This is a genomic window from Pseudomonas sp. B40(2017), from assembly GCF_002112855.1.
In the GTDB taxonomy this organism is placed as follows: domain Bacteria; phylum Pseudomonadota; class Gammaproteobacteria; order Pseudomonadales; family Pseudomonadaceae; genus Aquipseudomonas; species Aquipseudomonas pharyngis.
This window is the reverse complement of sequence record NZ_NEIT01000004.1, coordinates 429,971-454,772: the sequence shown is the minus strand read 5'-3', so window position 1 is coordinate 454,772 and position 24,802 is coordinate 429,971. Positions and strand designations below refer to the sequence as shown.

At 61.9% G+C, this 24,802-nt stretch carries 25 protein-coding genes; 3 read left to right on the top strand and 22 right to left on the bottom strand.

All coding sequences use genetic code 11. From position 1 onward, the window contains the following. Nucleotides 1-10 precede the first annotated feature (10 nt). The 4 genes from fabD to CAF76_RS12835 form a co-directional block, all read right to left on the bottom strand. Entirely contained in the window at nucleotides 11-949 is a 939-nt protein-coding gene (gene fabD / locus CAF76_RS12850; RefSeq protein ID WP_007950787.1) for an ACP S-malonyltransferase, read from the bottom strand. A 125-nt stretch (nucleotides 950-1,074) separates the two neighbouring features. Then, nucleotides 1,075-2,085, bottom strand: a complete 1,011-nt coding sequence (gene plsX / locus CAF76_RS12845; protein WP_085612125.1) for a phosphate acyltransferase PlsX — start codon at nucleotides 2,083-2,085, stop codon at nucleotides 1,075-1,077. A gap of 4 nt (nucleotides 2,086-2,089) precedes the next feature. Then, complete coding sequence (gene rpmF, locus CAF76_RS12840; RefSeq protein WP_003179396.1) at nucleotides 2,090-2,272, bottom strand: 50S ribosomal protein L32; 183 nt, start codon at nucleotides 2,270-2,272, stop codon at nucleotides 2,090-2,092. A 13-nt stretch (nucleotides 2,273-2,285) separates the two neighbouring features. Beyond that, entirely contained in the window at nucleotides 2,286-2,813 is a 528-nt protein-coding gene (locus CAF76_RS12835) for a YceD family protein (protein ID WP_003204262.1), read from the bottom strand. A gap of 106 nt (nucleotides 2,814-2,919) precedes the next feature. On the opposite strand from CAF76_RS12835, the gene CAF76_RS12830 reads away from it, so the two are divergent. Next, nucleotides 2,920-3,498, top strand: coding sequence for a nucleoside triphosphate pyrophosphatase (locus tag CAF76_RS12830; RefSeq protein WP_085647444.1), 579 nt, complete (start codon nucleotides 2,920-2,922; stop codon nucleotides 3,496-3,498). 46 nt (nucleotides 3,499-3,544) lie between these two features. Here CAF76_RS12830 and sppA read toward each other — a convergent pair whose 3' ends face one another. Genes sppA through rluC form a run of 3 tightly spaced genes read right to left on the bottom strand, consistent with a single transcriptional unit; the run spans nucleotide 3,545 to nucleotide 6,170 of the window. Beyond that, nucleotides 3,545-4,534 (bottom strand): signal peptide peptidase SppA, encoded by a 990-nt coding sequence (gene sppA, locus CAF76_RS12825; protein WP_085612123.1) that lies wholly within the window; start codon nucleotides 4,532-4,534, stop codon nucleotides 3,545-3,547. 24 nt (nucleotides 4,535-4,558) lie between these two features. Then, nucleotides 4,559-5,221: an HAD-IA family hydrolase gene (locus tag CAF76_RS12820; protein ID WP_039770675.1), complete on the bottom strand. Its 663-nt coding sequence runs from the start codon at nucleotides 5,219-5,221 to the stop codon at nucleotides 4,559-4,561. Then, entirely contained in the window at nucleotides 5,208-6,170 is a 963-nt protein-coding gene (gene rluC, locus CAF76_RS12815; protein ID WP_039770677.1) for a 23S rRNA pseudouridine(955/2504/2580) synthase RluC, read from the bottom strand. Before rluC ends, CAF76_RS12820 begins: the two co-directional genes overlap by 14 nt. A gap of 699 nt (nucleotides 6,171-6,869) precedes the next feature. Here rluC and rne point away from each other — a divergent pair. Further along, nucleotides 6,870-10,100, top strand: coding sequence for a ribonuclease E (rne, locus tag CAF76_RS12810; protein WP_085647442.1), 3,231 nt, complete (start codon nucleotides 6,870-6,872; stop codon nucleotides 10,098-10,100). A gap of 67 nt (nucleotides 10,101-10,167) precedes the next feature. Here the strand turns inward: rne and CAF76_RS12805 are convergent, their stop codons facing one another. The 12 genes from CAF76_RS12805 to CAF76_RS12750 all read right to left on the bottom strand — a co-directional run bounded on the left by CAF76_RS12805 (nucleotide 10,168) and on the right by CAF76_RS12750 (nucleotide 21,619). Next, on the bottom strand, nucleotides 10,168-10,764 hold the full coding sequence (locus tag CAF76_RS12805; protein ID WP_085647440.1) for a nucleotidyltransferase family protein: 597 nt from the start codon (nucleotides 10,762-10,764) through the stop codon (nucleotides 10,168-10,170). Beyond that, nucleotides 10,761-11,741 carry an XdhC family protein gene (locus CAF76_RS12800; RefSeq protein WP_085647438.1) on the bottom strand — a complete coding sequence of 327 codons (981 nt, stop codon included), beginning with the start codon at nucleotides 11,739-11,741 and terminating at the stop codon, nucleotides 10,761-10,763. The genes CAF76_RS12805 and CAF76_RS12800 overlap by 4 nt, the downstream gene beginning before the upstream one ends. Beyond that, a complete protein-coding gene (locus CAF76_RS12795; RefSeq protein WP_085647436.1) occupies nucleotides 11,741-14,062 on the bottom strand; it encodes a xanthine dehydrogenase family protein molybdopterin-binding subunit in 2,322 nt (773 codons plus the stop codon). Before CAF76_RS12795 ends, CAF76_RS12800 begins: the two co-directional genes overlap by 1 nt. Then, nucleotides 14,059-14,529, bottom strand: a complete 471-nt coding sequence (locus CAF76_RS12790; protein WP_039770687.1) for a (2Fe-2S)-binding protein — start codon at nucleotides 14,527-14,529, stop codon at nucleotides 14,059-14,061. Before CAF76_RS12790 ends, CAF76_RS12795 begins: the two co-directional genes overlap by 4 nt. Nucleotides 14,530-14,776: 247 nt before the next feature. Next, nucleotides 14,777-15,796 (bottom strand): UDP-N-acetylmuramate dehydrogenase, encoded by a 1,020-nt coding sequence (gene murB / locus CAF76_RS12785; RefSeq protein ID WP_085647434.1) that lies wholly within the window; start codon nucleotides 15,794-15,796, stop codon nucleotides 14,777-14,779. Beyond that, nucleotides 15,793-16,257 (bottom strand): low molecular weight protein-tyrosine-phosphatase, encoded by a 465-nt coding sequence (locus CAF76_RS12780; RefSeq protein ID WP_064598568.1) that lies wholly within the window; start codon nucleotides 16,255-16,257, stop codon nucleotides 15,793-15,795. The genes murB and CAF76_RS12780 overlap by 4 nt, the downstream gene beginning before the upstream one ends. Then, nucleotides 16,257-17,021, bottom strand: a complete 765-nt coding sequence (gene kdsB / locus CAF76_RS12775) for a 3-deoxy-manno-octulosonate cytidylyltransferase (protein ID WP_064383500.1) — start codon at nucleotides 17,019-17,021, stop codon at nucleotides 16,257-16,259. Before kdsB ends, CAF76_RS12780 begins: the two co-directional genes overlap by 1 nt. After that, entirely contained in the window at nucleotides 17,018-17,203 is a 186-nt protein-coding gene (locus tag CAF76_RS12770) for a Trm112 family protein (protein ID WP_003179363.1), read from the bottom strand. The genes kdsB and CAF76_RS12770 overlap by 4 nt, the downstream gene beginning before the upstream one ends. Nucleotides 17,204-17,226: 23 nt before the next feature. Next, nucleotides 17,227-18,237: a tetraacyldisaccharide 4'-kinase gene (gene lpxK / locus CAF76_RS12765; RefSeq protein ID WP_085647432.1), complete on the bottom strand. Its 1,011-nt coding sequence runs from the start codon at nucleotides 18,235-18,237 to the stop codon at nucleotides 17,227-17,229. Beyond that, nucleotides 18,237-18,665: a biopolymer transporter ExbD gene (locus CAF76_RS12760; protein WP_039770694.1), complete on the bottom strand. Its 429-nt coding sequence runs from the start codon at nucleotides 18,663-18,665 to the stop codon at nucleotides 18,237-18,239. Before CAF76_RS12760 ends, lpxK begins: the two co-directional genes overlap by 1 nt. Next, nucleotides 18,662-19,297 (bottom strand): MotA/TolQ/ExbB proton channel family protein, encoded by a 636-nt coding sequence (locus CAF76_RS12755; RefSeq protein ID WP_163976130.1) that lies wholly within the window; start codon nucleotides 19,295-19,297, stop codon nucleotides 18,662-18,664. The genes CAF76_RS12760 and CAF76_RS12755 overlap by 4 nt, the downstream gene beginning before the upstream one ends. Before the next feature lie 78 nt (nucleotides 19,298-19,375). Beyond that, a complete protein-coding gene (locus CAF76_RS12750) occupies nucleotides 19,376-21,619 on the bottom strand; it encodes a DNA internalization-related competence protein ComEC/Rec2 (RefSeq protein WP_085647430.1) in 2,244 nt (747 codons plus the stop codon). 136 nt (nucleotides 21,620-21,755) lie between these two features. Between CAF76_RS12750 and CAF76_RS12745 the strand changes: the two genes are divergently transcribed. Next, entirely contained in the window at nucleotides 21,756-22,274 is a 519-nt protein-coding gene (locus tag CAF76_RS12745; RefSeq protein WP_085647428.1) for a DUF2062 domain-containing protein, read from the top strand. 53 nt (nucleotides 22,275-22,327) lie between these two features. Here the strand turns inward: CAF76_RS12745 and CAF76_RS12740 are convergent, their stop codons facing one another. The 3 genes from CAF76_RS12740 to CAF76_RS12730 all read right to left on the bottom strand — a co-directional run bounded on the left by CAF76_RS12740 (nucleotide 22,328) and on the right by CAF76_RS12730 (nucleotide 24,793). After that, complete coding sequence (locus CAF76_RS12740) at nucleotides 22,328-23,107, bottom strand: ABC transporter permease (protein ID WP_085612112.1); 780 nt, start codon at nucleotides 23,105-23,107, stop codon at nucleotides 22,328-22,330. Continuing rightward, entirely contained in the window at nucleotides 23,104-24,036 is a 933-nt protein-coding gene (locus tag CAF76_RS12735; RefSeq protein ID WP_039770736.1) for an ABC transporter ATP-binding protein, read from the bottom strand. The genes CAF76_RS12740 and CAF76_RS12735 overlap by 4 nt, the downstream gene beginning before the upstream one ends. 133 nt (nucleotides 24,037-24,169) lie before the next feature. Continuing rightward, the gene (locus CAF76_RS12730) at nucleotides 24,170-24,793 is read right to left on the bottom strand and encodes a glutathione S-transferase family protein (protein WP_085647426.1); all 624 of its coding nucleotides are present in this window, start codon (nucleotides 24,791-24,793) and stop codon (nucleotides 24,170-24,172) included. Nucleotides 24,794-24,802 lie beyond the last annotated feature (9 nt).

The following is a 24,802-nucleotide window of genomic DNA, read 5'->3' as shown; positions in this document are numbered from 1 at the left end:
TTCTCCTGATTCAGACAGCCGCTGCGCGAGCAGCAGCGAAAGCGTCTGGGGTATTGAGGTTGGAAGTCGAAACGCCTTCGGCGCAACGTTTATTCAGACCGGCCAGCACTTTGCCAGGGCCACATTCGACCAGGTTGGTCGCGCCTTTGGCGGCCAGGGTCTGGACCGATTCAACCCAGCGAACCGGCTTGTAGAGTTGCTCCAGCAGATCACGCTTGAGGGTTTCCAGATCCGCCGGCACCTGGGCGCTGACGTTCTGCACCACAGGGATCTGCGGTGCCTGCCAGTCGATGGCAGCAATGGACTCGGCGAAGCGCTCGGCAGCCGGGCGCATCAGTTCGCAGTGCGACGGCACGCTGACCGGCAGCGGCATGGCACGCTTGGCGCCACGGGCCTTGCAGCCTTCGATGGCACGCTCAACGGCAGCCTTGGCACCGGCGATCACCACCTGGCCCGGGGAGTTGAAGTTCACTGCGCTGACCACTTCGCCTTGCGCCGCTTCGGCACAGGCAGCGAGAACATCAGCATCTTCCAGACCGAGGATGGCAGCCATGCCGCCCTGCCCGGCCGGTACGGCTTCCTGCATCAATTGGCCACGGCGCTCGACGAGCTTTACCGCGTCGGCCAGGCTCAAGCTGCCAGCAGCGACCAGCGCGCTGTATTCACCCAGGCTGTGACCGGCAACGAAGGCCGGACGCGCGCCACCTTCAGCCAGCCACAGACGCCACAGGGCGATCGAAGCGGTCAGAATGGCCGGCTGGGTTTTATCGGTTTGATTGAGCAGCTCTTCCGGGCCCTGCTGGGTCAGCGCCCACAGGTCGTAGCCCAGAGCATCGGATGCTTCTTTGAAGGTTTCGAGGATCAGCGGATGTTGCGCGCCCAGCTCGGCCAGCATGCCGAGGGACTGCGAACCCTGTCCTGGAAAGACGAATGCGAGGGAAGCAGACATGTAACAAGCCCCTAATGATCTTGTCGTCGGAAAAATGGCATCCCGCTAGAGGGACGCAAGAAACTGACAGTTGGATGGCCCTTTGAACCGGGCGGTCACATTTAAGCATTGTCCGACGAAAACGCCTAAGACAACAAATCCTCCAGACGGCCGTGCAGGCGCTCGGGAAGATTCTCCTGAATCTCGATCAACGCTCGCTGAATGGCACTCTGAAACCCCTGAACCCCGGCCGAACCGTGACTCTTCACGACAATGCCCTGCAAGCCGAGGAAGCTTGCGCCGTTATGTCGCGCTGGCGCCAGATCAGCCTGCAGACGCTTCATCAATGGCAGCGCCAGAGCGCCAACAGCACGGGAAGCGAAGTTTTTCTTGAACAAGGCCTCGATACGCGCAGCGATCATCGTCGCCAGGCCTTCGCTGGACTTGAGCAGTATATTGCCGACAAAACCGTCGCAAACCACCACATCCGCCTCGCCGCGATACAAGCCGTCACCTTCGATGAAACCGATGTAGTTAATGCCCCGTGCAGCCTGCAGCAACGTCGCAGCCAGTTTGACCTGCTGATTGCCCTTGATGTCTTCGGTGCCGATATTCAGCAGCGCAACACGCGGACGGGCAATGCCAAGGGTTTGCGCGGCCACGGACCCCATCACGGCGAACTGCAACAAGTGCTCGGCACTGCAATCGACGTTGGCGCCGAGATCAAGCAACTGGCAATAGCCTTTTTGGGTGGGGATGGCGGCAACCATGGCCGGACGATCAATCCCCGGCAGGGTCTTGAGCACGAATCGCGACAGGGCCATCAGTGCCCCGGTATTGCCGGCACTGACACAGGCCTGGACCTTGCCATCACGCAGCAACTCGAGGGCGACACGCATCGACGAGTCCGGCTTGCCACGCAGGGCCTGGGCAGGTTTTTCGTCCATGGTGATGACTTCGGACGCCGGGACAATCGTCAGGCGCGCGCGATCGGCAGCCGATTGGCCGGTGATCAGTTCTTCAAGAAGGGAAGGTTGACCGACGAGGGTCAGGTGCAGCGAGGGTGTAGCAGAAAGGCAAGCAAGGCTGGCCTGAACAATGCTGCGGGGACCGAAGTCCCCGCCCATTGCGTCAATCGCGATGACTTGAGCGGACAAGTGATTACTCGTCAGCGCCCTTGTCGATCACTTTACGGCCACGGTATACGCCTTCTGGCGATACGTGGTGACGCAGGTGAACTTCACCAGTGGTTTTTTCTACAGACAGGGTGCTAGCCTCGAGAGCGTCGTGCGAACGGCGCATGTCACGGGCAGAGCGGGATTTTTTGTTCTGCTGAACAGCCATAATTGATTAACTCCTAAACGTTTGGGTCACGCTTTAACTGCGCCAATACACTGAACGGGTTGGACCGCGTTACCTCGTCCTCGCTCGGTTCGGGCTCATCTGCTCCCGCCGGCTGCTGGCATTCTTCCGGATGATGAGCAGGCACAATGGGCAAGGCGAGCAGAAGCTCCTCCTCGATCAGTGACTGCAGATCCAATGGATCTTCGCCCAGTTCCAGCACGTCATAACCTTTCGGTAACGACTGGGTATTCGCACCCTCCTTCACAACAGCGTAACTGCATTCGCTGTGGATCGGCAGGGTGACCAGCTCAAGACAACGCTGGCAAACCATTTTGACTTCGGTGTCGATAAAGCTGTGGATCACCACAGATTTACGTTCATCTCGTTCAAAAACGAATTTTGCCTGCACCGTACCGACATCGTCGGAAAGCGGGTCGCAGAGTCTCTTCAAATCGGCCAGCAGCAGTTCACCTTGAAGGGTGGTGCCACGGTCAGCCAATTTGCGCGGGTCAACGTGAGGTGGAATCGGGTCATTCAACATAGGCGCAGCATTATAGGGATGCACCCACCCATGTCAAAGGAAATTGTGCCCTGTCCGTCACTTGCGCGGCTCCGCTAGAATCTGTCGCCTGCCTCTGGAGATGCGAATGCTGCCTTTATTACTCGCTTCAAGCTCGACCTATCGTCGAGAATTGCTCAGCCGCCTGCGCCTGCCGTTCGTCTGCAGCTCACCGAATATCGATGAAAGCCATCGCCCGGACGAGTCGGCAATCGAACTGGTCAAACGCCTCGCCGAACTGAAAGCCCGAGCCTTGACCGACAGCCACCCTGCCCACCTGATCATCGGCTCCGATCAGGTTGCGGTACTCGGCGAGCGCATCATCGGCAAGCCGCACACCTTCGAAAACGCCCGCGAACAACTGATGGCCGCCAGCGGCGCCAGCGTGACCTTCCTCACCGGCCTGGCCCTGCTCAACAGCCAGACCGGCCACTGCCAGGTCGACTGCGTGCCTTTCACCGTGCACATGCGCGTACTGGACCAGGCCCGCGTCGAGCGCTATCTGCGCGCCGAGCAGCCCTACGACTGCGCCGGCAGCTTCAAGGCCGAAGGACTGGGCGTGAGCCTGTTTCAGTCCACCGAAGGCCCGGACGCCACGAGCCTGATCGGCCTGCCGCTGATTCGCCTGATCGACATGCTGCTGGTCGAAGGCGTACAGATTCCCTGACCCAAAAAAAACCGGCCCTCAGGCCGGTCTTTCTTGCAGCATTCGATCAACGCAACGACGGCCCGTTGAAACCCATCCACATTGCCAGCTTCTCGGCAACGCTGGCACCGAGCTTCTTCGAGAAGCGGTCGAACGGCGATTCCTGAACGGTGAAGTCCACCAGCTCTTTTTCGCCAATCACCTCACGCGCCACCGAACTGGCATTGCCCAGCCCATCGATCAGCCCCAATGGCAGCGCCTGCTCGCCAGACCAGACCAGCCCGGAGAACAGCTCCGGATGCTCCTTGTCCTTCAGGCGATCGCCACGCCCCTGCTTGACGCTGTTGATGAACTGCTTGTGCGTGGTATCCAGCACACTCTGCCAGAACGCCGTTTCTTCCGGCTTCTGCGGCTGGAACGGATCGAGGAACGCCTTGTGCTCGCCGGACGTGTAAGTGCGACGCTCGACGCCCAGCTTTTCCATGGTGCCGACAAACCCGTAACCGGCCGCCGTCACACCAATGGAACCGACCAGACTGGCCTTGTCGGCATAAATCTGATCCGCCGCACTGGCAATGTAATAGGCACCGGAAGCGCCCAGGTCGGAAATCACCGCGTACAGCTTGGTGTCGGGATGCAGGCCGCGCAGGCGCTTGATCTCGTCATAGACATAACCCGACTGCACCGGACTGCCGCCCGGACTGTTGATACGGAGGATTACGCCCTTGACCTTCTTGTCCTCGAACGCCGCGCGCAGGCTGCCGACGATATTGTCGGCGCTGGCCGGCTCCTTGTCGGCAATCATGCCGGTGACGTCGATCAGCGCGGTGTAGTTGCCGCTGCGGGTGGCGCTTTTTTCCATGTCCATCAACGGCGTGAACAGGATCAGCGCAACAAACAGATAAACAAAGGTCAGCAACTTGAAGAAGATGCCCCAGCGCCGTGAACGACGCTGCTCCTGCACGCCGGCCAGCAGAGTCTTTTCCAGCAGCTTCCAGCTTTTCGCATCACCGTCATCGGCAGTTGCCTTGGCCGGTGCTTTCCATTCGTCGGTCATGCCATCCACCCCAGCAAAAACGTATTAAGCCTGCTGCCCCAGCCAGGCGTGCAATTCGGAAAAATGGTCGATCGACAGTCGCGGCTCGAACTGCTGCAGTGATTCGATCGATTGCGCGCCATAACTGACCGCCACCGAATCCATCCCCGCATTGCGCGCCATCAGCAGATCGAAGGACGAATCACCGACCATCAGCGCTTGCTCGGCACGCACACCGCAATGCGCAAGGATCTGCTCCAGCATCAGAGGGTGCGGCTTGCTTGCAGTTTCATCGGCTGCGCGGGTGATATCGAAATAATCTTCCCAGCCATTGGCCTTGAGCACCCGATCCAGCCCGCGACGATTCTTGCCGGTCGCGACAGCCAGGTGATAGCCCTGCTCGCGAAAGGACGCCATCGACTCGACTACGCCTTCGAACAACGGCGAAGGCACGGCTTCTGCAGCGATGTAGTGATCGGCGTAATACTCGCGAAACAAGGTCATTTCGGTATCGCTGATTTCCGGATACAAGGTGCGGATCGCCTCGGGCAAGCCCAGACCGATGATGCCTTTGACGGCAAAATCATCACGCAATTCGAAACCTGAACGCCCGGACGCCGAGTGCATCGCCTCGACAATCCGATGAATGGAATCGGCCAGCGTGCCGTCCCAATCAAAAATCAGCAGTTTGTAGTCAGATGGGCGCACTCAATCGCTCCACAGTCTTGGCCCACATTTCATCGACCGGTGCCTGCAACTTGAGTTCACCGCCATCGGGCAGCGGCACGGTCAGCATGTAGGCGTGCAGGAACAGGCGCTTGCCGCCCAGATCACGGATTTCCTTACTGAAACCGTCATCGCCGTATTTGGTGTCGCCGGCAATGCAGTGCCCGGCGTGCAACGTGTGGACGCGGATCTGGTGCGTGCGACCGGTGATCGGTTTGGCCTCGATCAAAGTGGCAAAATCGCCAAAGCGACGCAGGACCTTGAACACGGTCACAGACTCCTTGCCCTCCTCCTCGTCGACCTCGACCATGCGCTCACCGGAGCGCAGATTGCTCTTGCCGAGCGCCGCACGGACCTGCTTGATCGAGGTCGCCCAGTTGCCGCGAACCAGTGCCATGTAGCGCTTGTCGACACCGTCACCGCGCAACGCGGCATGCAAGTGACGCAACATGCTGCGTTTCTTGGCGATCATCAGCAGGCCGGAGGTGTCGCGATCGAGACGGTGAACCAGCTCGAGCTCCTTGGCATCGGGGCGCAACTGACGAAAGGCTTCGATAACGCCGTAATTCAGGCCGCTGCCACCGTGAACCGCAATGCCGGCGGGCTTATTGATCACGATCAGGGCTTTGTCTTCGTAGACAATCGAGGCTTCCAGGCGCTGCAACAGGCCTTGGGCCAAAGGAACCGGCTCGTCACGCTCAGGCACGCGCACCGGCGGCACGCGCACAATGTCGCCGGCCTGCAGCTTGTATTCGGGCTTGATCCGACCTTTGTTCACGCGCACTTCGCCTTTGCGCAAAATGCGGTAAATCAAGGTCTTGGGCACGCCTTTGAGCCGGGCGAGGAGGAAATTGTCGATTCGTTGGCCGGCATATTCCGGCGAGACCTCAAGCAGTTGAACGCCTGGAGTCGTAGGGGCAGTAGTCGTCATGGCGCGGATAATAACAATTTTTTATGGAATTGAAGCACTTAATCATTGCTGCTATAGTCGCGAACGCCGCCAAAAGCGGCCTGGACAGCGGAACCACGGTCAAAAACCGGCCCTGACCAACGCAATTCACCAGGACGCGAGGCCGTCCTACGGGGCTTTTGCTACGTAACGGTGGAGTTTGCAGCTGTAACAAGCGCAGGTGACATGAGGCCTGAATCACGCCGCAAAGCAGAGTTTTGACTCGCCACGCGAGCCATATTCACGGCCAGTTCACAAAGTGCAGTCAGCCGCGGATGACCCCGAGCGAAGACTCCGGAAACACCGCCTGAATTAGCCATGATGCGTGACCTCCCCTTTCGGAGCTCACGGTAAATGCCAACCCGCTGCGGATTCTGCGCGCGGCAGCACCCGAATTATCAGGGATACGTGTAGGGTGGAGATGCACAACCGCTGGACTGTGTAGCAACAGGTTTTATCAAGACGCTTCATCTCGTCCACAGCCACCGGTTGATTCCTCCTCCTGACTGAGTGCTTAAGTAGCCACAGCAAGCAGGACGCGTACGTCGCGATAACGGCCCAATTGGCCGGACATCGCTGGACACGGGAATGGCCAACCACTCCCGACGCACCTGACACCGACCGTGAGAAGTCGTGTGTGCCGAACGCCGTTTCCGGCAGCCCGGAAACCGACGGTACTACATGAAAAGAATGCTGATTAACGCAACTCAACCCGAAGAGTTGCGTGTTGCACTGGTAGATGGCCAGCGCCTCTACGACCTGGACATCGAATCCGGTGCACGCGAGCAGAAGAAGGCCAACATCTATAAAGGCCGCATCACTCGCATCGAACCAAGCCTTGAGGCTGCCTTTGTCGATTTCGGCTCCGAGCGCCACGGCTTCCTGCCCCTCAAAGAAATCTCCCGCGAATACTTCAAGAAAGCCCCTGAAGGCCGCGTCAACATCAAGGACGTCCTGAGCGAAGGCCAGGAAGTCATCGTTCAGGTCGAAAAAGAAGAACGTGGCAACAAGGGCGCAGCCCTGACCACCTTCATCAGCCTGGCCGGTCGTTACCTCGTTCTGATGCCGAACAACCCGCGTGCCGGCGGCATCTCCCGTCGCATCGAAGGCGAAGAGCGCAACGAACTGCGTGAAGCGCTGAACGGTCTGGTCGCTCCGGCCGACATGGGTCTGATCGTGCGCACTGCCGGCCTGGGCCGCAGCAGCGAAGAAATGCAGTGGGACCTCGATTACCTGCTGCAACTCTGGACCGCCATCAAAGAAGCCTCGCTGGATCGTTCCGCGCCGTTCCTGATCTACCAGGAAAGCAACGTGATCATCCGCGCCATCCGCGATTACCTGCGCCAGGACATCGGCGAAGTGCTGATCGACAGCGTTGAAGCCCAGGACGAAGCCCTGACCTTCATCCGCCAGGTGATGCCGCAGTACGCCAGCAAGATCAAGCTGTACGAAGACAGCGTTCCGCTGTTCAACCGTTTCCAGATCGAAAGCCAGATCGAGACCGCTTTCCAGCGCGTTGTCGAACTGCCGTCCGGCGGCTCCATCGTCATCGATCCGACCGAAGCCCTGGTGTCCATCGACATCAACTCGGCGCGCGCCACCAAAGGCAGCGACATCGAAGAAACCGCCCTGCAGACCAACCTTGAAGCCGCCGAAGAAATCGCCCGTCAGTTGCGCCTGCGCGACATCGGCGGCCTGATCGTCATCGACTTCATCGACATGACCCCTGCCAAGAACCAGCGCGCCGTGGAAGAGAAAGTCCGCGAATGCCTGGAAGCCGACCGCGCCCGCGTGCAGATCGGCCGCATCTCGCGCTTCGGCCTGCTGGAAATGTCCCGTCAGCGCCTGCGTCCTTCGCTGGGCGAAAGCAGCGGCATCGTCTGCCCGCGCTGCAGCGGCACCGGCATCATCCGTGACGTCGAATCGCTTTCCCTGGCGATCCTGCGCCTGATCGAAGAAGAAGCCCTGAAAGACCGCACCGCCGAAGTTCGCGCTCAAGTGCCGATCCCGGTGGCCGCATTCCTGCTCAACGAAAAACGCAACTCGATCACCAAGATCGAACTGCGCACCCGCGCCCGCATCGTCATTCTGCCGAACGATCACCTCGAAACCCCTCATTTCGAAGTTCAGCGCCTGCGTGACGACAGCCCGGAAGCCGCGACCAACCAGTCCAGCTACGAAATCGCTGCCGCTGCCGCCGATGTCGAAGACGTCCAGCCAGCCGCCGCGACCCGCACCCTGGTTCGCCAGGAAGCCGCGGTCAAGACGGCTCCGGCCCGCGCCAACGCTCCGGTTCCGACCGAAGTCGCCGCTCCGGCCCCGGCACCTGCTCCGGTTGCCGCGCCAGAGCCAAGCCTGTTCAAAGGCCTGGTGAAGTCGCTGGTCAGCCTGTTCGCCACCAAGGAAGAGCCGGTTGCTCCGGTCGTGGTTGAAAAACCAGCCACCGAGCGTCCGGCCCGCAACGAAGAGCGTCGCAACGGTCGTCAGCAGAGCCGCAACCGTAATGGTCGCCGCGATGAAGAGCGCAAGCCGCGCGAAGAGCGTGCACCGCGTGAAGAGCGCGCCCCACGTGAGCCGCGTGAAGAGCGTCAACCGCGCGAACCACGTGAAGTCCGCGAGCCACGCGAATCCCGTGACGAAGCACCGGTAGCCCGCGAAGAACGCGCACCACGCGCGCCTCGCGAAGAACGTGCACCACGTGCTCCGCGTGAAGATCGCAAGCCACGTGGCGAGCGTGAAGAACGCGTACGTGAACTGCGCGAGCCTCTGGATGCCGCTCCGGCCGTTGCTGCCGCCGCCACCGCTGAAGAGCGTCCGGCCCGTCAGCCACGTGAAGAACGTGCGCCACGTCCTCCGCGTGAAGAGCGTCAACCGCGCGCCGAACAGGCCGCTGCTGCCGTCACTGAAGAAGAGATCACCACCAACGAAGAGCAACTTCCGGAAGACGGTTCGGAGAACGCCGAAGGCGATCGTCCACGCCGCCGCTCCCGTGGTCAGCGTCGTCGCAGCAACCGTCGCGAGCGTCAGCGTGATGCCAACGGCAACGTGATCGAAGGTTCGGAAGAGTCCGAGTCCGGCGAAAACGCCCAGGCGCCAAGCACTGCCGATCTGGCTGCTGGCCTGGCTGTTACCGCTGCTGTTGCCAGCACCGTGATCAGCGCTCCGGCTGAAGCTCAGGCCCACGAGCAAGCTGAACGCGCTACCGCTGCAACACTGGAAACTGCTCCAGTAGAAGCGCCCGTTGTTGAAGCCACCACTCCGGTCGTAGCGCCTGCTGCTCCGGAAGTCGAAGTAGCTCCGGCTCGCGAAGCTCAGCCTCAGGTTGAAGTCGCTGCCGAACCAGCTGTGTCCTTTGAAGCGCCAGCCGTCGCTGAACAGTCGGTTGTCGAAACCGTCGCTGAAACCGTGACCGAAACCGTGCGTGAAGTTCGCGAAGAACAGACCGCGTTCAACTGGGTCGCCGAGCCGGCTGTCACTGAAACACCAGCGCCAGTGGTTGAAGCGCCTGTTGTTGAAGAAGCCAAGGCTGCCGAGCCAGTAGTTGTTGCTGAACCGGCACCGGTCGTTGAAGCCCCTGTGGTTGAAGCGCCAGTTGTAGCCGAAGCACCAGCGCCAGTGGTTGAAGCAGCTCCGGTCAGCGCCCTGACCCCAAGCGGCCGCGCACCGAACGATCCGCGTGAAGTGCGTCGTCGCAAGCGTGAAGAAGAGCGTCTGCAGAAGGAGGCCGAACTGGCTGCCGCTGCCGCCGCTGCTGCTCCAGCTGCCGAAGTGGTCGAGGCGGCTCCTGCCCCGGTCGCCGAGGAAGTGGCCGTTGAAGCCGTGATTGCCGAAGCACCACGCTCCGTTCAGGAAGCGGTCGAGCAACACGAAGAGGCCCAGGAAAAAGAACACGAGCCTAAACCCCTCGTCTGATTCCAAAAGCCACTAAAAAGCCCCGCCTGGTGATCCAGGCGGGGCTTTTTTATATCTCAAGGTTTTATCAGGAGGGCGGGAACACCAGCGCATCCGGCACATCGATATCCCACAACACCCCCGGGTCATCCACCGCGACTTCAATCACCCGACCTTGGGCAAACAGCGGTCTGGCGCCCCGGTCACCGGACAAAGCCATCAGCCCTGCGGCGAACGAGCGGCCAAACCCGACCGGATGCCCATAGTCACCGTTCAACGTCGGTACGCTGACCGCATCCTCGGCAATCGCCGCCACGACCCGCTCAATGCTCGACGGCAGGATGAATGGCATGTCGCCCAGTACAATCAGCCAGCCGTCGGCCTCCGGGCATGCCGCCACACCCGCCGCAATGCTGTCGCCCATTCCTGTGGACTCAATCGAGACAATGTCACATCCGTAAGCCTGCGCCATGCGCATCGCCTGCGGCCGCGCCTCGGTCGTCACCAGCACTCGCTTGTCGAGGCTCGCCGGCAGGTTCACCAGCACCTGCTCGATCACCGAACGCACCGCGCCATCGCGCCCGGTGCAATCGGCCAGCAGCTTGTCCTTGTCGGCACCCGCCACTTCGCGAAAGCGGCTGCCCTCGCCCGCCGCCAGCACAATCACTCCGATGGATCGGCTCATACACTCTCCACTGTTTTCTTCTGCTTGAGCTCGACACCATTCTTAATCGCGACGATTTCCGCCAACAGCGACAACGCGATTTCCGCCGGTGAATGGCTGCCGATATGCAAACCGATCGGCCCGTGCAAACGGGCGATGGCCGCTTCCGACAAGCCTAGCTCAGCCAGATTTTCCCGACGCTTGCGGCTGTTGACCCGTGAACCGAGTGCGCCGACGTAGAACGCCTTGGAGTCGAGCGCCGTGAGCAGCGCCATGTCATCCAGCCGTGGGTCGTGAGTCAGCGCGACAATCGCCGTGCGTTCATCGGTCTGGATATTCAGCACTGCTTCGTCCGGCATGCCGGGGACAAAACGCCCATGCTGCTCTTCCCAGCCATAGACGAACTCGGTGCGCGGATCACAGATCAGCACTTCGAAATCCAGCAATCGCGCCATCTCGGCCACATACCGCGACAACTGCCCGGCACCGATCAACAGCAGGCGCCAGCGCGGGCCGTAAATGGCGCGCAGGGTCTGGCCGTCGAAACTCAAGACATCGGTCTTGCCGGCCGGTCGCAACACCACCTCGCCAGTGCCGATGTTCAGCTCCCGAGCGACGATTTCGTGAGCCTCGCAGCGATCCAGCAGCTCGGCGACCCACGCCGGATCACCGACCCGTTCCTCGGTGAGGCGCAGGGTGCCGCCGCAAGGCAGGCCGAACCGCGCCGCTTCTTCCTGCGTCACGCCGTAGGTGATCAACTGCACCGGCGGCCCGTTGGCGGGAATCCGTCCGTCGTGCAGCCGGGCGATCAGATCATCCTCGACGCAACCGCCGGACACCGAACCGATCACCACGCCATCTTCGCGCAACGCCAGCATTGCGCCGGGCGCCCGGGGCGCGGTGCCCCAGGTCTGCACCACGCTGAACAACATTACCCGCTGTCCGGCGCGGCGCCATTCGAGCACACTACGCAGGACATTCAGATCGGCGCTGTCCATTACGCTTGCGCCTTCTGCCAGCCCTGCAACTGGTAACGCACCGGCAGGTTACGGATGCGCTGACCGGTGGCGGCGAAGATCGCATTGCACAGCGCCGGCGCAATCGGCGGCACGCCCGGTTCGCCGACGCCACCCAGCGGCACCTCGCCCGGCGGCGTTACCAGATGCACCGCGACTTCCTTCGGCGCCAACGACATGCGCGCGACTTCATACATATGGAAGTTGTCCTGCTGCACCTTGCCGTCCTTGAAGCTGATTTCGCCCCACACGGCGTTGCCCAGGCCCATCACGCAGGCGCCTTCGAACTGCGAACGGATGCGCTCGGGGTTGATCTGCGGGCCGCAATCCACGGCGATATCGGCCTTGTGCACGATCAGCGTGCCGTCGTCCTTGACCTCGACTTCGATCACCGCCGCCACATAGGTGACGAAGCTGTAATGCACCGCCAATCCGAGACCACGACCCTTGGGCAATTGACGCCCCCAACCCGCCGCCTTGGCCGCCGTTTCCAGCACGGTGCGCATGCGCCCGGTGTCGATCGGATAACGCTCGGGGGATTCGCCGTAGTTCCATTCTTCACTGAGCGTGCGCGGGTCGATCTGCCGATCCGGGCCGAGCAACTTGATCTGGTACTTGAGCGGATCCTCCTTGGCTTTGTGCGCCAGTTCATCGACGAAGCTCTGGATCGCGAAGCCATGGGGAATGTTCGACACCGAGCGATACCAGCCGACCCGCGCGTGCACCGTGGCTTCAGGGTTTTCCAGCCGCACGTTGGGAATCGCGTAGGCCATGTTGGTGAATCCCATGCCCAGCTCGAAGGCGGCTTCGTGGTTCATGCCCGGTGCGAACAGCGCGGTGATGCTCGGAGCGACCGTGCGGTGCAACCAGGCGGACGGCAAACCGTCCTTGCCCACGCCGGCCTTGAGGTACTCGGCGGACACGGTGTGAAAATACGAATTGTGGATGTCGTCTTCCCGGGTCCACTGCACACGCACCGCTTTGCCGGGGAATTCCTTGGCGAGAACGGCAGCTTCAACGACGAAGTCCGGTTTGGACTTGCGCCCGAACCCACCGCCCAACAGCGTGACATTGAAGGTGACGTTATCGAATGGCAGCCCCAGGCGTTCGGCGATCCGCTCGCGGGTGACCTGCGGCGCCTGGCTCGGTGCCCACGCCTCGCAGGTGCCATCCTTGTAACGGGCGATGGCAACCATCGGCTCCATCGGTGCCTGGGCCAGATGCGGCAAGTAATAAGAGGCTTCCAGCGTGCTGGCGGCACCGGCGATGGCTTTGTCGATGTCGCCGGTATTGCGTACCACTTTGCCCGGTTTCAGCGAAGCGGCTTCGATCTCCTTGCGATAGGCGACCGAGTCATAAGTGGCGTTCGGGCCGTCGTCCCACTCGATTTTCAGCGCTTCACGGCCCTTCAATGCCGCCCAGGTATTGCTGGCCACCACAGCCACGCCACCCAACGGCTGAAATTCCGAAGGCAATGGCCGGGGTTCGATCTGGATGACTTTCAGCACGCCCGGCACTTTCAGCGCGGCGCTGTCGTCCACCGACTTGACCTTGCCGCCGTACACCGCCGGACGCGCAATGACCGCGAACAGCATGCCGTCGAAATGCACGTCGGCCCCGTACACCGCGCGGCCATTGACGATGTCGGCACCGTCGATGGCTTTGGTGCCTTCCTTGCCGATATAGCGGAATTCCGACGGCTGCTTGAGCCGCAGACTGTCACGGGCCGGCACCGTCAGGGCACTGGCCGCAGCGGCCAGCTCACCGTAACCCAGCTCGCGTCCGGACGGTGTGTGAATGACTTTATGCAGTTGCGCGCGGCATTCGCCGACCGGCACCTTCCACTGGGCGGCGGCCGCTTGTTCCAGCATGGTCCGGGCGGCGGCGCCGCAACGGCGCATCGGTTCGTACCAGTGACGCATGCTGCGCGAGCCGTCGGTGTCCTGGTTGCCGAAGCGCACCTCATCACCCGGCGCCTGCTGGACCTTGACGTGCGCCCAGTCGGCTTCCAGTTCATCGGCGACCACCATGGTCAGGCTGGTGCGCACACCCTGGCCCATCTCCGAACGGTTGCAGACCACGGTTACCGTGCCGTCGGCGGCAATGCTGACGTAGACCTTCGGATCGTCGATCCAGCCGTTGGGCATGCCATCGGCGCCGAACTGCTTGGGCTTGTCTTCGGCCAGCGCATCCTGCCAGCCCCAGCTCGCCGCCAGCACCAGCGCACCCGTGGCGCCGACGCCCTTGAGGAAGCCCCGGCGACTCAGGTTGCTCAGGGCGAAATCGTTCGGTAGACGGCTCATGCCTTGGCCTCCTTCAGGTGAGTGGATGCCTGACGGATTGCGGTCTTGATCCGGTTGTAGGTGCCGCAGCGGCAGATGTTGCCGACCATCGCTTCTTCGATCTGCTCGTCGCTCGGGTTCGGGTTGGTCTTGAGCAACGCGGTGGCGGACATGATCTGGCCGCCCTGGCAGTAACCGCATTGGGCCACAGCGGTGTCGAGCCAGGCTTGCTGGACGATCTGACCGACCGGGTCGGCATGCAGGTTGTCGATGGTGGTCACGTTCTGCCCGACCACCGAACCGATCGGGGTGATGCAACTGCGCGCCGGCGCGCCGTCGATATGAATGGTGCACGCACCGCACAGGCCCATGCCGCAGCCGAACTTGGTGCCGTTGTAACCGGCGACGTCGCGGATCGCCCACAACAGCGGCATGTCCTCGGTGACATCGAGTGGATGATCTTGACCATTGAGTTTCAGGGTAATCATGGGCACGCCCGCATATTCTTGGAGGTTATGGGGTCGAGCCATCTGCCACCGCAGGGACGGTAGTGGTTCGCGCAGATCGGCTCAGGCTAATCAGGCTCTCTTGTGCCGACGGGAATGTCTGCACCGGGCCTTTGGTGGAGCAAATGGTTGGTATCGTTAGCTGGCTACGTTAACCCGCGATTAACAAAAAAGCCCTGCACTTTTTAAATAAGTGCAGGGCTTTGGGTTCAGCCTTGAAAGCGTAGCCTCAATACCTGTTGGGCTCCATTTCCAGCTCGACATTGAAACGTTCTGAAATGTCTTTCTGGATGCGCTGCGCCAGATCGAGCAATTGCAGCCCGGTCGCCGCACCGTAGTTGACCAGCACCAGCGCCTGCAATTTATGCACGCCGGCATCGGCCTCGCGAAAGCCCTTCCAACCGGCACGCTCGATCAACCAGCCGGCCGCCAGTTTCATCTGCCCGTCCGGTTGCGCGTAGGCCACCAGATCCGGATGCTGCGCCTTGATCTGTGCAACCACGGCCGCCGGCACCAGCGGGTTCTTGAAGAAGCTGCCGGCATTGCCGAGCACCGCCGGGTCCGGCAGTTTTTCGCTGCGGATGCTGCAGATCGCGCGGCTGACATCCGTCGGCGTCGGTTGCTCGATGCCCTGCTCGGTCAGACGCTGACGCACCGGACCGTATTCCAGATGCAAATGCGCGACTCGGTCCAGTGCGAAGCGCACCCGCAGAATCAGCCAACGCCCCGGCTGCTGCTTGAACACGCTATCGCGGTAGGCGAACCGGCATTCCTCCAGGCTGAAGTCGCGCAGCTCGCCGGTCTGGCGATCCAGCGCCGTCAGGCCGGCGAACACATCCTTGATCTCGACGCCGTAAGCACCGATGTTCTGCATCGGCGCAGCGCCAACAGTGCCGGGGATCAGGCTGAGATTCTCCAGTCCCGAAAAACCCTGCGCCAGCGTGTGCTGCACGAACGGGTGCCACGGCTCACCGGCTTCGGCTTCAATCACCACACGATTGCCGTCGTCGCTGATGGCACGGATGCCACGGCTGGCCATACGCAGCACCAGCGCCGGAATGTCCGCCGTGAGCAACAGATTGCTGCCGCCGCCAATCACCAGCAACGGCACATCATGGGCACTCGCATACGCTAGGGCTTCGCGCACATCGGCGTCACTGTGGGCTTCGGCAAACAGCTGTGCGCGCACATCAACGCCGAAGGTATTGAAGGGCTTCAGGGAAACCTGCGGTTGTATCTGCAAACTCATAACCGCCCCTTCACTTCAATCAACAACTGATCGCAGGCACGCTCGATCAGATCCAGCACCTGCTCGAAGCCCTGATCGCCGTCGTAATACGGATCCGGCACCTCGTCGACTTCACCTTCATAACGCCGCAGGAACAAGTCCAGCTCGGCCTTGCCGGTGGACGGCTGCAAGGCCTTGAGGTTGCGCAGATTGCTGTTGTCCATGGCGAGGATCAGGTCGTAGCTGGCGAAATCGGCGCGGCTGACCTGCTGCGCGCGTTGCGCCGACAGGTCATAACCGCGCAGCTTGGCCGCCGCCTGGCTGCGCTTGTCCGGCGGATTGCCAACGTGCCAGTCGCCAGTGCCGGCGGAGGCCACTTCGACCTGATCCGCCAGCCCCGCTTCACGCAACTTGTGGCGCAACACGCCTTCGGCGGTGGGCGAACGGCAGATGTTACCCAGGCACACGAACAGAACGCGCATCAGGCCTCCAGCAGGCGACGGACACGCTCGAGGTCTTCGGCGGTGTCGACCCCGGTCGGCGGCGCGATCAACGCGTCAGCCACGTGAATCCGCACGCCGTGCCACAGGGCACGCAGCTGTTCGAGGGATTCGGTGTTTTCCAGCCAGCACGGACCCCAGCTCACGAAATCCTGAAGGAAGCCTGCGCGGTAGGCATAAATGCCGATGTGACGACGATACGGCACGCCTTCCGGCAACACATCGCGGCTCTTGGCGAACGCATCGCGGGCCCATGGCAGGGTCGCGCGACTGAAGGTCAGCGCCAGACCGTTGAGGTCACTGACAACCTTGACCACGTTCGGGTTGAACAGGGTTTCCACGTCTTCGATCGGCTCGGCCAGGGTGGCCATGCGCGCTTCGGTGTGGGCTGCGAGGTTGGCGGCGACCTGATCGATCACGCTCGGCGGGATCAGCGGTTCGTCACCCTGCACGTTGACCACGATGGCATCCGGCTCCAGACCCAACTTCGCGGCCACTTCGGCCAGACGATCAGTGCCGGAGTTGTGATCTTCACGGGTCAGCACCACTTCGGCGCCGAAAGCCTTGCAGGCCTCGACGATACGCGCATCGTCGGTCGCCACGACCACGCGGCTGGCGCTGCTTTTGCTGGCCTGTTCCCAGACGTGCTGGATCATCGGCTTGCCGGCGATATCCAGCAGCGGTTTGCCCGGCAGACGGGTCGAGGCGTAGCGCGACGGGATGACAACGGTGAAGGCGGTGGTCATTTATCCAGGCGCTCGTCGGTGGTCAGGGTGCGGGCTTCGCTTTCCAGCATGACCGGGATGCCGTCGCGGATCGGGTACGCCAGACCGGCGCCCTTGCTGATCAGTTCGGTCTTGTCGGCGCTGAGCTTGAGCGGGCCTTTGCAGACCGGGCAGGCGAGGATGTCGAGCAATTTGGTGTCCATGAACATTCCCTGGATAAAACGGATTAAGGCAAAAGACGATCCGGCAACAGGCGCATCAACTGCGTGTCGAACCAGGCCACGAAGGCCGGTGACGGCACGGCATCGACCGCCAGGTACCACCAGTCGGCAGCGGCGAAGGCACGGCACTTCACCGCGTCCTTTTCAGTCATCACCACTGGCAATGACGGCGTAAAACTCAAGGCCTGCACGCTGTATTCGGCGTGGTCGGCGAAGGCGTGGGGCACAGGCCGCCAGTCTAGCGCTTCGAGGGTATTGAAGAAACGTTGCGGGTTGCCGATCCCGGCCACCGCGTGCACGGCCTGACCGGGCGGAAAATGATCGAGCGGCCGGCGTTCACCGCTGCGCAGGTTGACCAGCGCCGAGGGCTGCAGACGGAAGGCGAAACCGCCGTCGCGATCCTCAAGGGCGCCGTTGAACAGCACACCGTCAACGCTTTGCAGGCGCTCGACCGGTTCGCGCAGGGGGCCGGCGGGCAGGCAGCGCTGGTTGCCAAGCCCACGGGCAGCGTCGATCAGCACCAGTTCCAGATCCCGCGCGAGGCGGTAATGTTGCATACCGTCATCGGACAGGATCAGGTCCAGCGGCTCGCTGTCCAGCAGGGCTCTGACGGCGGCGCTGCGATCGGGATCGATCATCAGCGGTACGCCGGTGCGCTGCACGATCAGCAACGGCTCGTCGCCGGCGATGTCGGCAGTCTGGTCAGACTCGACCCGCCACGGCAGTTGCGCCGGTTTGGCGCCGTAACCACGGCTGACCACGCCGACCCGCAGCCCGTGGCGTCGGCAGTGCTCGATCAGCCACAGAATCATCGGTGTCTTGCCGGTGCCGCCGACGGTGATGTTGCCGACCACGATCACCGGCACCGGGGATTGATAGATCTCTCCCTCGCCGTCGAGAAAACGCTGACGCTTGCCGGCCACCACGCGGCGGTACAGCCACTCCAGCGGCCGCAACAGCGTCAGGGCCGGGTGCCCCTGATACCACGCGGCGAGCAGACGATCGGACATGGCCATCAGGATTTGGGCGCCGCCTCGACCGTGGTCATGCGCAGATGGCTGAAACCGAGCTTGCCGGCCGCGTCCATGGCGGTGATCACGGATTGGTGCTGAGCCTTGCCGTCAGCACTGATCGACAGCGGCATATTGGTGTCGCCGTTGGCTTCTTTCTGCATGGCTTCCATCAACGTCGCCAGATCATTCTTCGGCAGAATCCTGTTGTTCACCGAGAACACGCCTTCGGCGCTGATGGCCACGTCCAGTTGCTTGACCTGCTGATCCTCGGCCGGCGAGCCGCTGACCGCTTCCGGCAGGTCGACACGCAGTTGGGTTTCGCGGGTGAAGGTGGTGGTCACGACGAAAAACAGCAACAGGATGAACACCACATCGATCAGCGACGCGAGGTTGATGTCGATGGTTTCCCGGGGCTTGCGACGGAACTTCACGCTTTGCCCCCGGCCAGATCGACATCACGGTCGCCCTGCACCACTTCCACCAGTTTGATCGCTTCCTGTTCCATGCCCACCACCAGTTCATCGATGCGGCGTTGCAGGAAACGGTGGAAGAACACTGCCGGAATACCGACCATCAGGCCCGCAGCGGTAGTGATCAGCGCCTTGGAAATACCGCCGGCCAGCACCGCAGCATTGGTGGTCATGCCGGAGCCGGTGAAGGCACTGAAAATATCGATCATGCCCAGCACCGTGCCCAGCAGACCCAGCAACGGCGACATGGCGGCGATGGTGCCCAGCGCGTTGACGTAGCGTTCGAGCTCGTGGATGACCCGGGCGGCGGCCTCTTCGATGCACTCCTTCATGATCTCGCGACCATGCTTGGAGTTGGCCAGGCCCGCGGCGAGGATTTCCCCCAACGGCGAGTTGGCGCGCAATTCCTTGAGTTTTTCCTTGTTGAGCTGCTTGTCCTTGATCCAGACCCAGACCTGACCCAGCAAATGCTCAGGGGTGACGCGACTGGCGCGCAGGGTCCACAGGCGCTCGGCGACGATCGCCATGGCGGCGATGGAACTCAGAATGATCGGCAACATCATCCAGCCGCCGGATTTGACCAATTCCCACACAGTGACAGCCCCCTCGAAAAAGTGCGCCACTTTACCATACCGGTTCGCGATAAAGACCCGTCGCCCCGACGACCGTGCTCAACGGTACTCCGTCCCCGGCAACGGCGGGTCGCGCCAGAACCTGCGTTGTTGACGCATCGACCGGGCCGGCTGAAACCGCCCCAGTTGCAGATGAATGGCGCCCTGCTCGGCGCTGTCGTGGATGTGTATTCCCTGCTTGCGGTAACGGGCAATGACCGTCGGGTGCGGATGGCCGAACGAGTTGCCCTGCCCCCGGGAAATCAGCACGGCCTGGGGCTGCAAAACCTTGAGCAAGGCCATCGATGAGGAACTGCGGCTGCCATGGTGCGGGGCTTGCAGCCACTGGGTCGGAACCGCCAGCGCGCTGTTGAGCAAATCCCGCTCGGCATTGGTGTCGATGTCACCGGTCAGCAGCAGCCGCTCGCCGTTGGCTTCGATCTGCAACACGCAGGAACGCTGGTTGCTGTCATGGGCTTCTGCCCATTGCCATAGATGAAAGGCAACGCCGTCCCACTGCCATTGCCGACCGCTTTCACAGGCTTCGGCGTTCAGCGCTTCGGCCAATCCCTGCGGATCGCCGCTGATGACCCGGCTGACCGGCAATCCTTTCGCTACGGCGAGTGCGCCACCCGCGTGATCGGCATCGGCATGGCTGAGCAGCATCAGGTCGAGTCGCTCGACGCCCAACTTGTGCAGGGCTGGCAACACCACCCGCTCGCCGACATCGAAATCGCCGAAGCGCGGGCCGCTGTCGTACAGCAAGGCGTGATGGCGCGTGCGGATCAGAATCGCCAGCCCTTGGCCGACGTCGAGTTGCCAGACATCGGCGATACCTTCGTCCAGTCGTTCCCGCGGCGGGAATGCCAGCACCAGCAGCAATGGCCAGCCCAGCGGGCGCAAAGGAACGCCTCGGGGCAGCAATAACAGCACTGCACCGATGCAACCCAGCGCCACGATCCAGCCCGGCATCGATTCTGCAACCCACGCCGGCCAGCGCCCGGCAATCAGGGCCAGTGCCCGGAACAATCCATCGATCAGTTCACCGGCCAGCCACAGCAGCCCTTCACCGACATAAGGAATTGGCAGCAACAAAGTCCCGAGCAACGCCGGCGGCAGCACCGCAAAACTGACCCACGGCACCGCCAGCAGATTGGCCAGCGGCCCGCTGAGACTGATCGGCAGACTCAACGCCAGCAGCACCGGGCACAATCCGATTGCGATCAGCCACTGCGCGCGTGTCCAGGTCTGCCACCAGCGCCACGGTCCCAAACGGCCACCGAAGGTGAAGATCAACACGGCCACGGCCACGAACGACAGCCACAATCCCGGACGCAAGCTGGCCAGCGGATCCATCAACAACACGCCATTGAAGGCCAGCAGCAATGGCCACCATGCACCGAGGTGGCGGAAGCGCAAACGCCACAGCAGCACCAGCGCAACCATCACGCAGGCCCGCCGCACCGGTACATCGAATCCGGCCAGCAAGCCGTAACCCAGCGCCGCCGCGAATGCCAGACCGCACGCCCAGGGCAGCCAGGGCCAACGCAGCGGCCAAAATCCGAATCGGGCCAACCCGGCGACCAGCGCGTACATCAACGCTGCCAACAGCCCGATGTGCTGGCCGGAAATCACCAGCAGATGCACGGTGCCGGTGTCCTGCAAGATCTGCCAGTCTTCGCGACTGAGGCCGGAACCATCGCCGAGCACCAACGCGGCCAAGGCGCCGTTACGCCCCTGGGCATCCACTGCAAGCAGGCGCTGGCGAATACTGTCACGCCAGGCCCACTGCGCTGGCGCCAGACGCTGGCCATCCTTCACCGTCCCGGTAGCACCGATGCGTTGCGCCAGCAGCCAGGCCTCGTAATCGAACGCATCCGGATTGAGCAGGCCACCGGGACGCTTGAGCTTGACCGCCAATCGCCAGCGTTCGCCACTTTTGACTCCGGGCCCGGCGTACCAGGCCAGACGCATCAGCGATGGCAGCTTCTCGTGACGCGAGCGCGCATCGGCCAGCTCAAACCGCACGACGCCCTCGGCGTCCTGCGGCAAGCCGACGACCCGCCCTTCCACCCAGCGCGTTTCGCCATCCAGCCGGGACGGCAGTCGATCATTCAACGCCAGTTGCGCGCTGAATCCCGCCCATGCGAATCCAAGCAGTAAAAACGCCAGTGGATAGGTGCGAAACGGCAGCAGCATCAGCGCCACCCACGGCAACACCAGCAATAACCCGACCGGCGGCAAGGCCGGTAAAAAAACCGCAGCCAGCAGACCGACCGCCAGCGCCATCATCCCTGTGCGCATAAGCCCGTCCTTGAGAGTCCCACCTTCAGGCATAGCGGTTGCGGGGCACGGGCGTCGTTATCAATTGTCACAAAGTCTGAATGGGCGGTTCGTAGAATCCAGACATACTTGCCGCCTTAACCGACCGAGAAGCCTTATGCCCCGGCGCTTATTCAAACGTTACATGCCCGATCCGACGAGCATCAGGGAACACAAATCCTTACGCTTTCTCGGCACGCTGCTGCATGACCCGAACCTCTGGCACCTCAACCGGCACTCGGTGGCCCGCGCCATGGCCGTTGGTCTGTTCGCCGCGTTTCTGCCGATTCCCGCACAAATGCTGGTGGCCGCCGTCCTTGCGATCATGGTGCGCGGCAACATGCCGATTGCCGTCAGCCTGGTCTGGCTGACCAATCCGATCACCATGCCGGCGGTGTTCTTCTGCACCTATCAGGCCGGGGCCTGGCTGATGGATGTTCCCGCCCGCACACTTCCAGACGAATTGACCTGGGAATGGATCAGCGGCGAGCTTTCGACCCTGTGGCAACCGTTCCTGCTGGGTTCGGTGGTGGTCGGGCTGGCACTGGGCGCCCTCGCCTACTGTCTGGTGATGCTGTACTGGCGCTGGTGGGTGGCCCGGCAATGGGCGCGGCGCAAGAAAAGTCGCATGCGCTGAATGCAAAACGGCCTCCACTGTGGGAGGCCGTTTTGCATTCAGCATTGAAGAAATCAGGTACGCATTCCGCGCCCGCTCACCAGCAGCCGTGCGCAACCGAAATACAGCGCCACGGTCGCCACCAGCATGAAAGTGATCGCGATACCGATGCGGATGTCCGACACACCGAGGATGCCGTAACGGAAGGCGTTGACCATGTGCAGCACCGGGTTGGCCAGCGACACGGTCTGCCAGAACGGCGGCAGCAAGGTGATCGAATAGAACACACCGCCAAGGTAGGTCAACGGGGTCAGCACGAAGGTCGGGATGATCGAGATGTCATCGAAGTTGCGCGCAAACACCGCGTTGATGAAGCCCAGCAGCGAGAAGATCGTCGCCGTCAGCACCACCACCAGAACGGTCACGCCCAGGTGATGCACCTGCAGACTGGTAAAGAACAACGACAGAATCGTCACGATGACGCCCACCATCAAGCCACGCAGTACGCCGCCAAGGGTGTAGCCGATCAGGATCGTATGCGGTGAAACCGGCGACACCATCAACTCTTCGATGGAGCGCTGGAACTTGCTGCCGAAGAAGCTCGACACCACGTTGCCGTAAGAGTTGGTGATCACCGACATCATGATCAGCCCCGGCACGATGTACTCCATGTAGGTGAAACCGCCCATGTCGCCGATCTGCCGACCGATCAGGTTACCGAAGATCACGAAGTACAGAACCATGGTGATCGCCGGCGGCAGCAAAGTCTGCGGCCAGATCCGGGTGAAGCGTCTGACCTCGCGATAAACGATGGTATTGAGGGCAACGAGGTTGGGGCGCAGCTCGGAACTCATACCGCCACCTTCGACAGATTTTTCTCCACCAGGGACACGAACAGCTCCTCGAGGCGATTGGTTTTATTGCGCAGGCTCAGCACTTCGATGTTCTGCAAGGCCAGCTGGCCGAACAGCGCAGTGATACCCATGGACTTGTCGACCTGGACTTCCAGTGTATGTGCGTCTACCAGCCGGGCGGGATAGCCGACCAGTTGCGGCGCAACCGCCAGATCGCTCTTCAGGTCGAGCAGGAAGGTTTCGACATGCAGCTGGCCGAGCAGCTGACGCATGCTGGTGTTCTCGACGATGGTGCCGTGGTCGATGATGCCGATGTTGCGGCACAACTGCTCAGCCTCTTCCAGGTAGTGGGTGGTGAGGATGATGGTGATGCCTTTCTGGTTCAGTTCGGTGAGGAACGTCCACATCGAACGACGCAGTTCGATGTCGACGCCGGCAGTCGGTTCGTCGAGGATCAGCAGACGCGGTTCATGCACCAGCGCACGGGCGATCATCAGACGCCGCTTCATGCCGCCGGACAGCGAACGCGACGGCACATCGCGCTTGTCCCAAAGGCCGAGCTGGGTCAGGTACTGCTCGGCGCGTTCCTTGGCGACCTTCGCCGGAATGCCGTAGTAACCGGCCTGGGTCACGACGATGTCGAACGTCTTTTCGAACTGGTTGAAGTTGAACTCCTGGGGCACCACGCCGATCGAGCGCTTGAGCGCCGCCGGGTTCTTGTCCAGGTCGTGGCCGAAGATATTCACGGTGCCGCTGGTCTTGTTGACCAGGGTCGAGAGGATGCCGATCGTCGTGGATTTGCCGGCGCCGTTGGGGCCGAGCAAGGCGAAGAAGTCACCTTCGGCGACGTCCAGATCGATACCACTCAAGGCCTGGAACCCGTTGCCGTAGGTTTTGGTTAGCTGCCGGATGGACAGAGCGGAACTCATATCGGATTTACGCACCCAGTAAGGAAAAAAGGACTGATAAAAGGCCGGCGGCGGGGAAGACAACCGCAGCGCTCGAGCGCAATGGTGCTTGCCGTCGCCGCACAAGTACAGTCAAGTGTGTCGATAGTAGGTATTAAGTCAACGCGGTCATGACAGCTTTCTGATACGCCGGACGCTGCTTCAACCGCGCGTACCAGGCTTCAAGATTCGGCTGTGGCGCGCGCTCGATCGGCATCTCGAACCAGGCATAAATGAAACTGCCGAGCGGGATATCGCCCATGCCGATTTCACTCCCGGACAGATACGGCTGGTGCTTCAGTGCCTGATCGGCCATCGCCAGCAAGCCGTCACATTCCTTGATCGCCGCGTGGATGGCCGGCCAGTCCTGCTTGTCTGCCGGGGTACGCAGAACGCCCCAGAACACCGTGCGAAACGGTCCGGCAAAACTGGAAGTCGTCCAGTCCATCCACTTGTCAGCGGTGGCGCGGGTCTGCGGATCCGCCGGGTACCACGAGGTATCGGCCGCATGTTTTGCCAGCAGGTAACGCACGATGGCATTCGATTCCCACAAGACAAAACCATCGTCCTGAATCACCGGCACCCGCCCGTTCGGGTTCATCGCCCGGTACTCCGGCGTGTCGACCACACCAAACGCGCCACCGGCATCGATGGCCTCGTAGGCCAGTCCGAGCTCTTCGGCAGCCCACAACGGCTTTCTGACATTCGACGAATTCTTGCGACCCCAGATCTTCAGCATGACCGCCTC

Bases quoted from the DNA above. Each gene is read 5' to 3' on its own strand.
- rpmF (WP_003179396.1), bottom strand. From the start codon at position 2,272: ATGGCTGTTCAGCAGAACAAAAAATCCCGCTCTGCCCGTGACATGCGC.
- murB (WP_085647434.1), bottom strand. From the start codon at position 15,796: ATGAGTTTGCAGATACAACCGCAGGTTTCCCTGAAGCCCTTCAATACC.
- CAF76_RS12835 (WP_003204262.1), bottom strand. From the start codon at position 2,813: ATGTTGAATGACCCGATTCCACCTCACGTTGACCCGCGCAAATTGGCT.
- CAF76_RS12770 (WP_003179363.1), bottom strand. From the start codon at position 17,203: ATGGACACCAAATTGCTCGACATCCTCGCCTGCCCGGTCTGCAAAGGC.
- sppA (WP_085612123.1), bottom strand. From the start codon at position 4,534: ATGACCGACGAATGGAAAGCACCGGCCAAGGCAACTGCCGATGACGGT.
- CAF76_RS12780 (WP_064598568.1), bottom strand. From the start codon at position 16,257: ATGCGCGTTCTGTTCGTGTGCCTGGGTAACATCTGCCGTTCGCCCACC.
- CAF76_RS12790 (WP_039770687.1), bottom strand. From the start codon at position 14,529: ATGATTACCCTGAAACTCAATGGTCAAGATCATCCACTCGATGTCACC.
- kdsB (WP_064383500.1), bottom strand. From the start codon at position 17,021: ATGACCACCGCCTTCACCGTTGTCATCCCGTCGCGCTACGCCTCGACC.
- rne (WP_085647442.1), top strand. From the start codon at position 6,870: ATGAAAAGAATGCTGATTAACGCAACTCAACCCGAAGAGTTGCGTGTT.
- CAF76_RS12750 (WP_085647430.1), bottom strand. From the start codon at position 21,619: ATGCGCACAGGGATGATGGCGCTGGCGGTCGGTCTGCTGGCTGCGGTT.
- CAF76_RS12795 (WP_085647436.1), bottom strand. From the start codon at position 14,062: ATGAGCCGTCTACCGAACGATTTCGCCCTGAGCAACCTGAGTCGCCGG.
- CAF76_RS12830 (WP_085647444.1), top strand. From the start codon at position 2,920: ATGCTGCCTTTATTACTCGCTTCAAGCTCGACCTATCGTCGAGAATTG.
- CAF76_RS12745 (WP_085647428.1), top strand. From the start codon at position 21,756: ATGCCCCGGCGCTTATTCAAACGTTACATGCCCGATCCGACGAGCATC.
- CAF76_RS12730 (WP_085647426.1), bottom strand. From the start codon at position 24,793: ATGCTGAAGATCTGGGGTCGCAAGAATTCGTCGAATGTCAGAAAGCCG.
- lpxK (WP_085647432.1), bottom strand. From the start codon at position 18,237: ATGGCCATGTCCGATCGTCTGCTCGCCGCGTGGTATCAGGGGCACCCG.
- CAF76_RS12805 (WP_085647440.1), bottom strand. From the start codon at position 10,764: ATGAGCCGATCCATCGGAGTGATTGTGCTGGCGGCGGGCGAGGGCAGC.
- fabD (WP_007950787.1), bottom strand. From the start codon at position 949: ATGTCTGCTTCCCTCGCATTCGTCTTTCCAGGACAGGGTTCGCAGTCC.
- rluC (WP_039770677.1), bottom strand. From the start codon at position 6,170: ATGACGACTACTGCCCCTACGACTCCAGGCGTTCAACTGCTTGAGGTC.
- CAF76_RS12800 (WP_085647438.1), bottom strand. From the start codon at position 11,741: ATGGACAGCGCCGATCTGAATGTCCTGCGTAGTGTGCTCGAATGGCGC.
- CAF76_RS12740 (WP_085612112.1), bottom strand. From the start codon at position 23,107: ATGAGTTCCGAGCTGCGCCCCAACCTCGTTGCCCTCAATACCATCGTT.
- CAF76_RS12735 (WP_039770736.1), bottom strand. From the start codon at position 24,036: ATGAGTTCCGCTCTGTCCATCCGGCAGCTAACCAAAACCTACGGCAAC.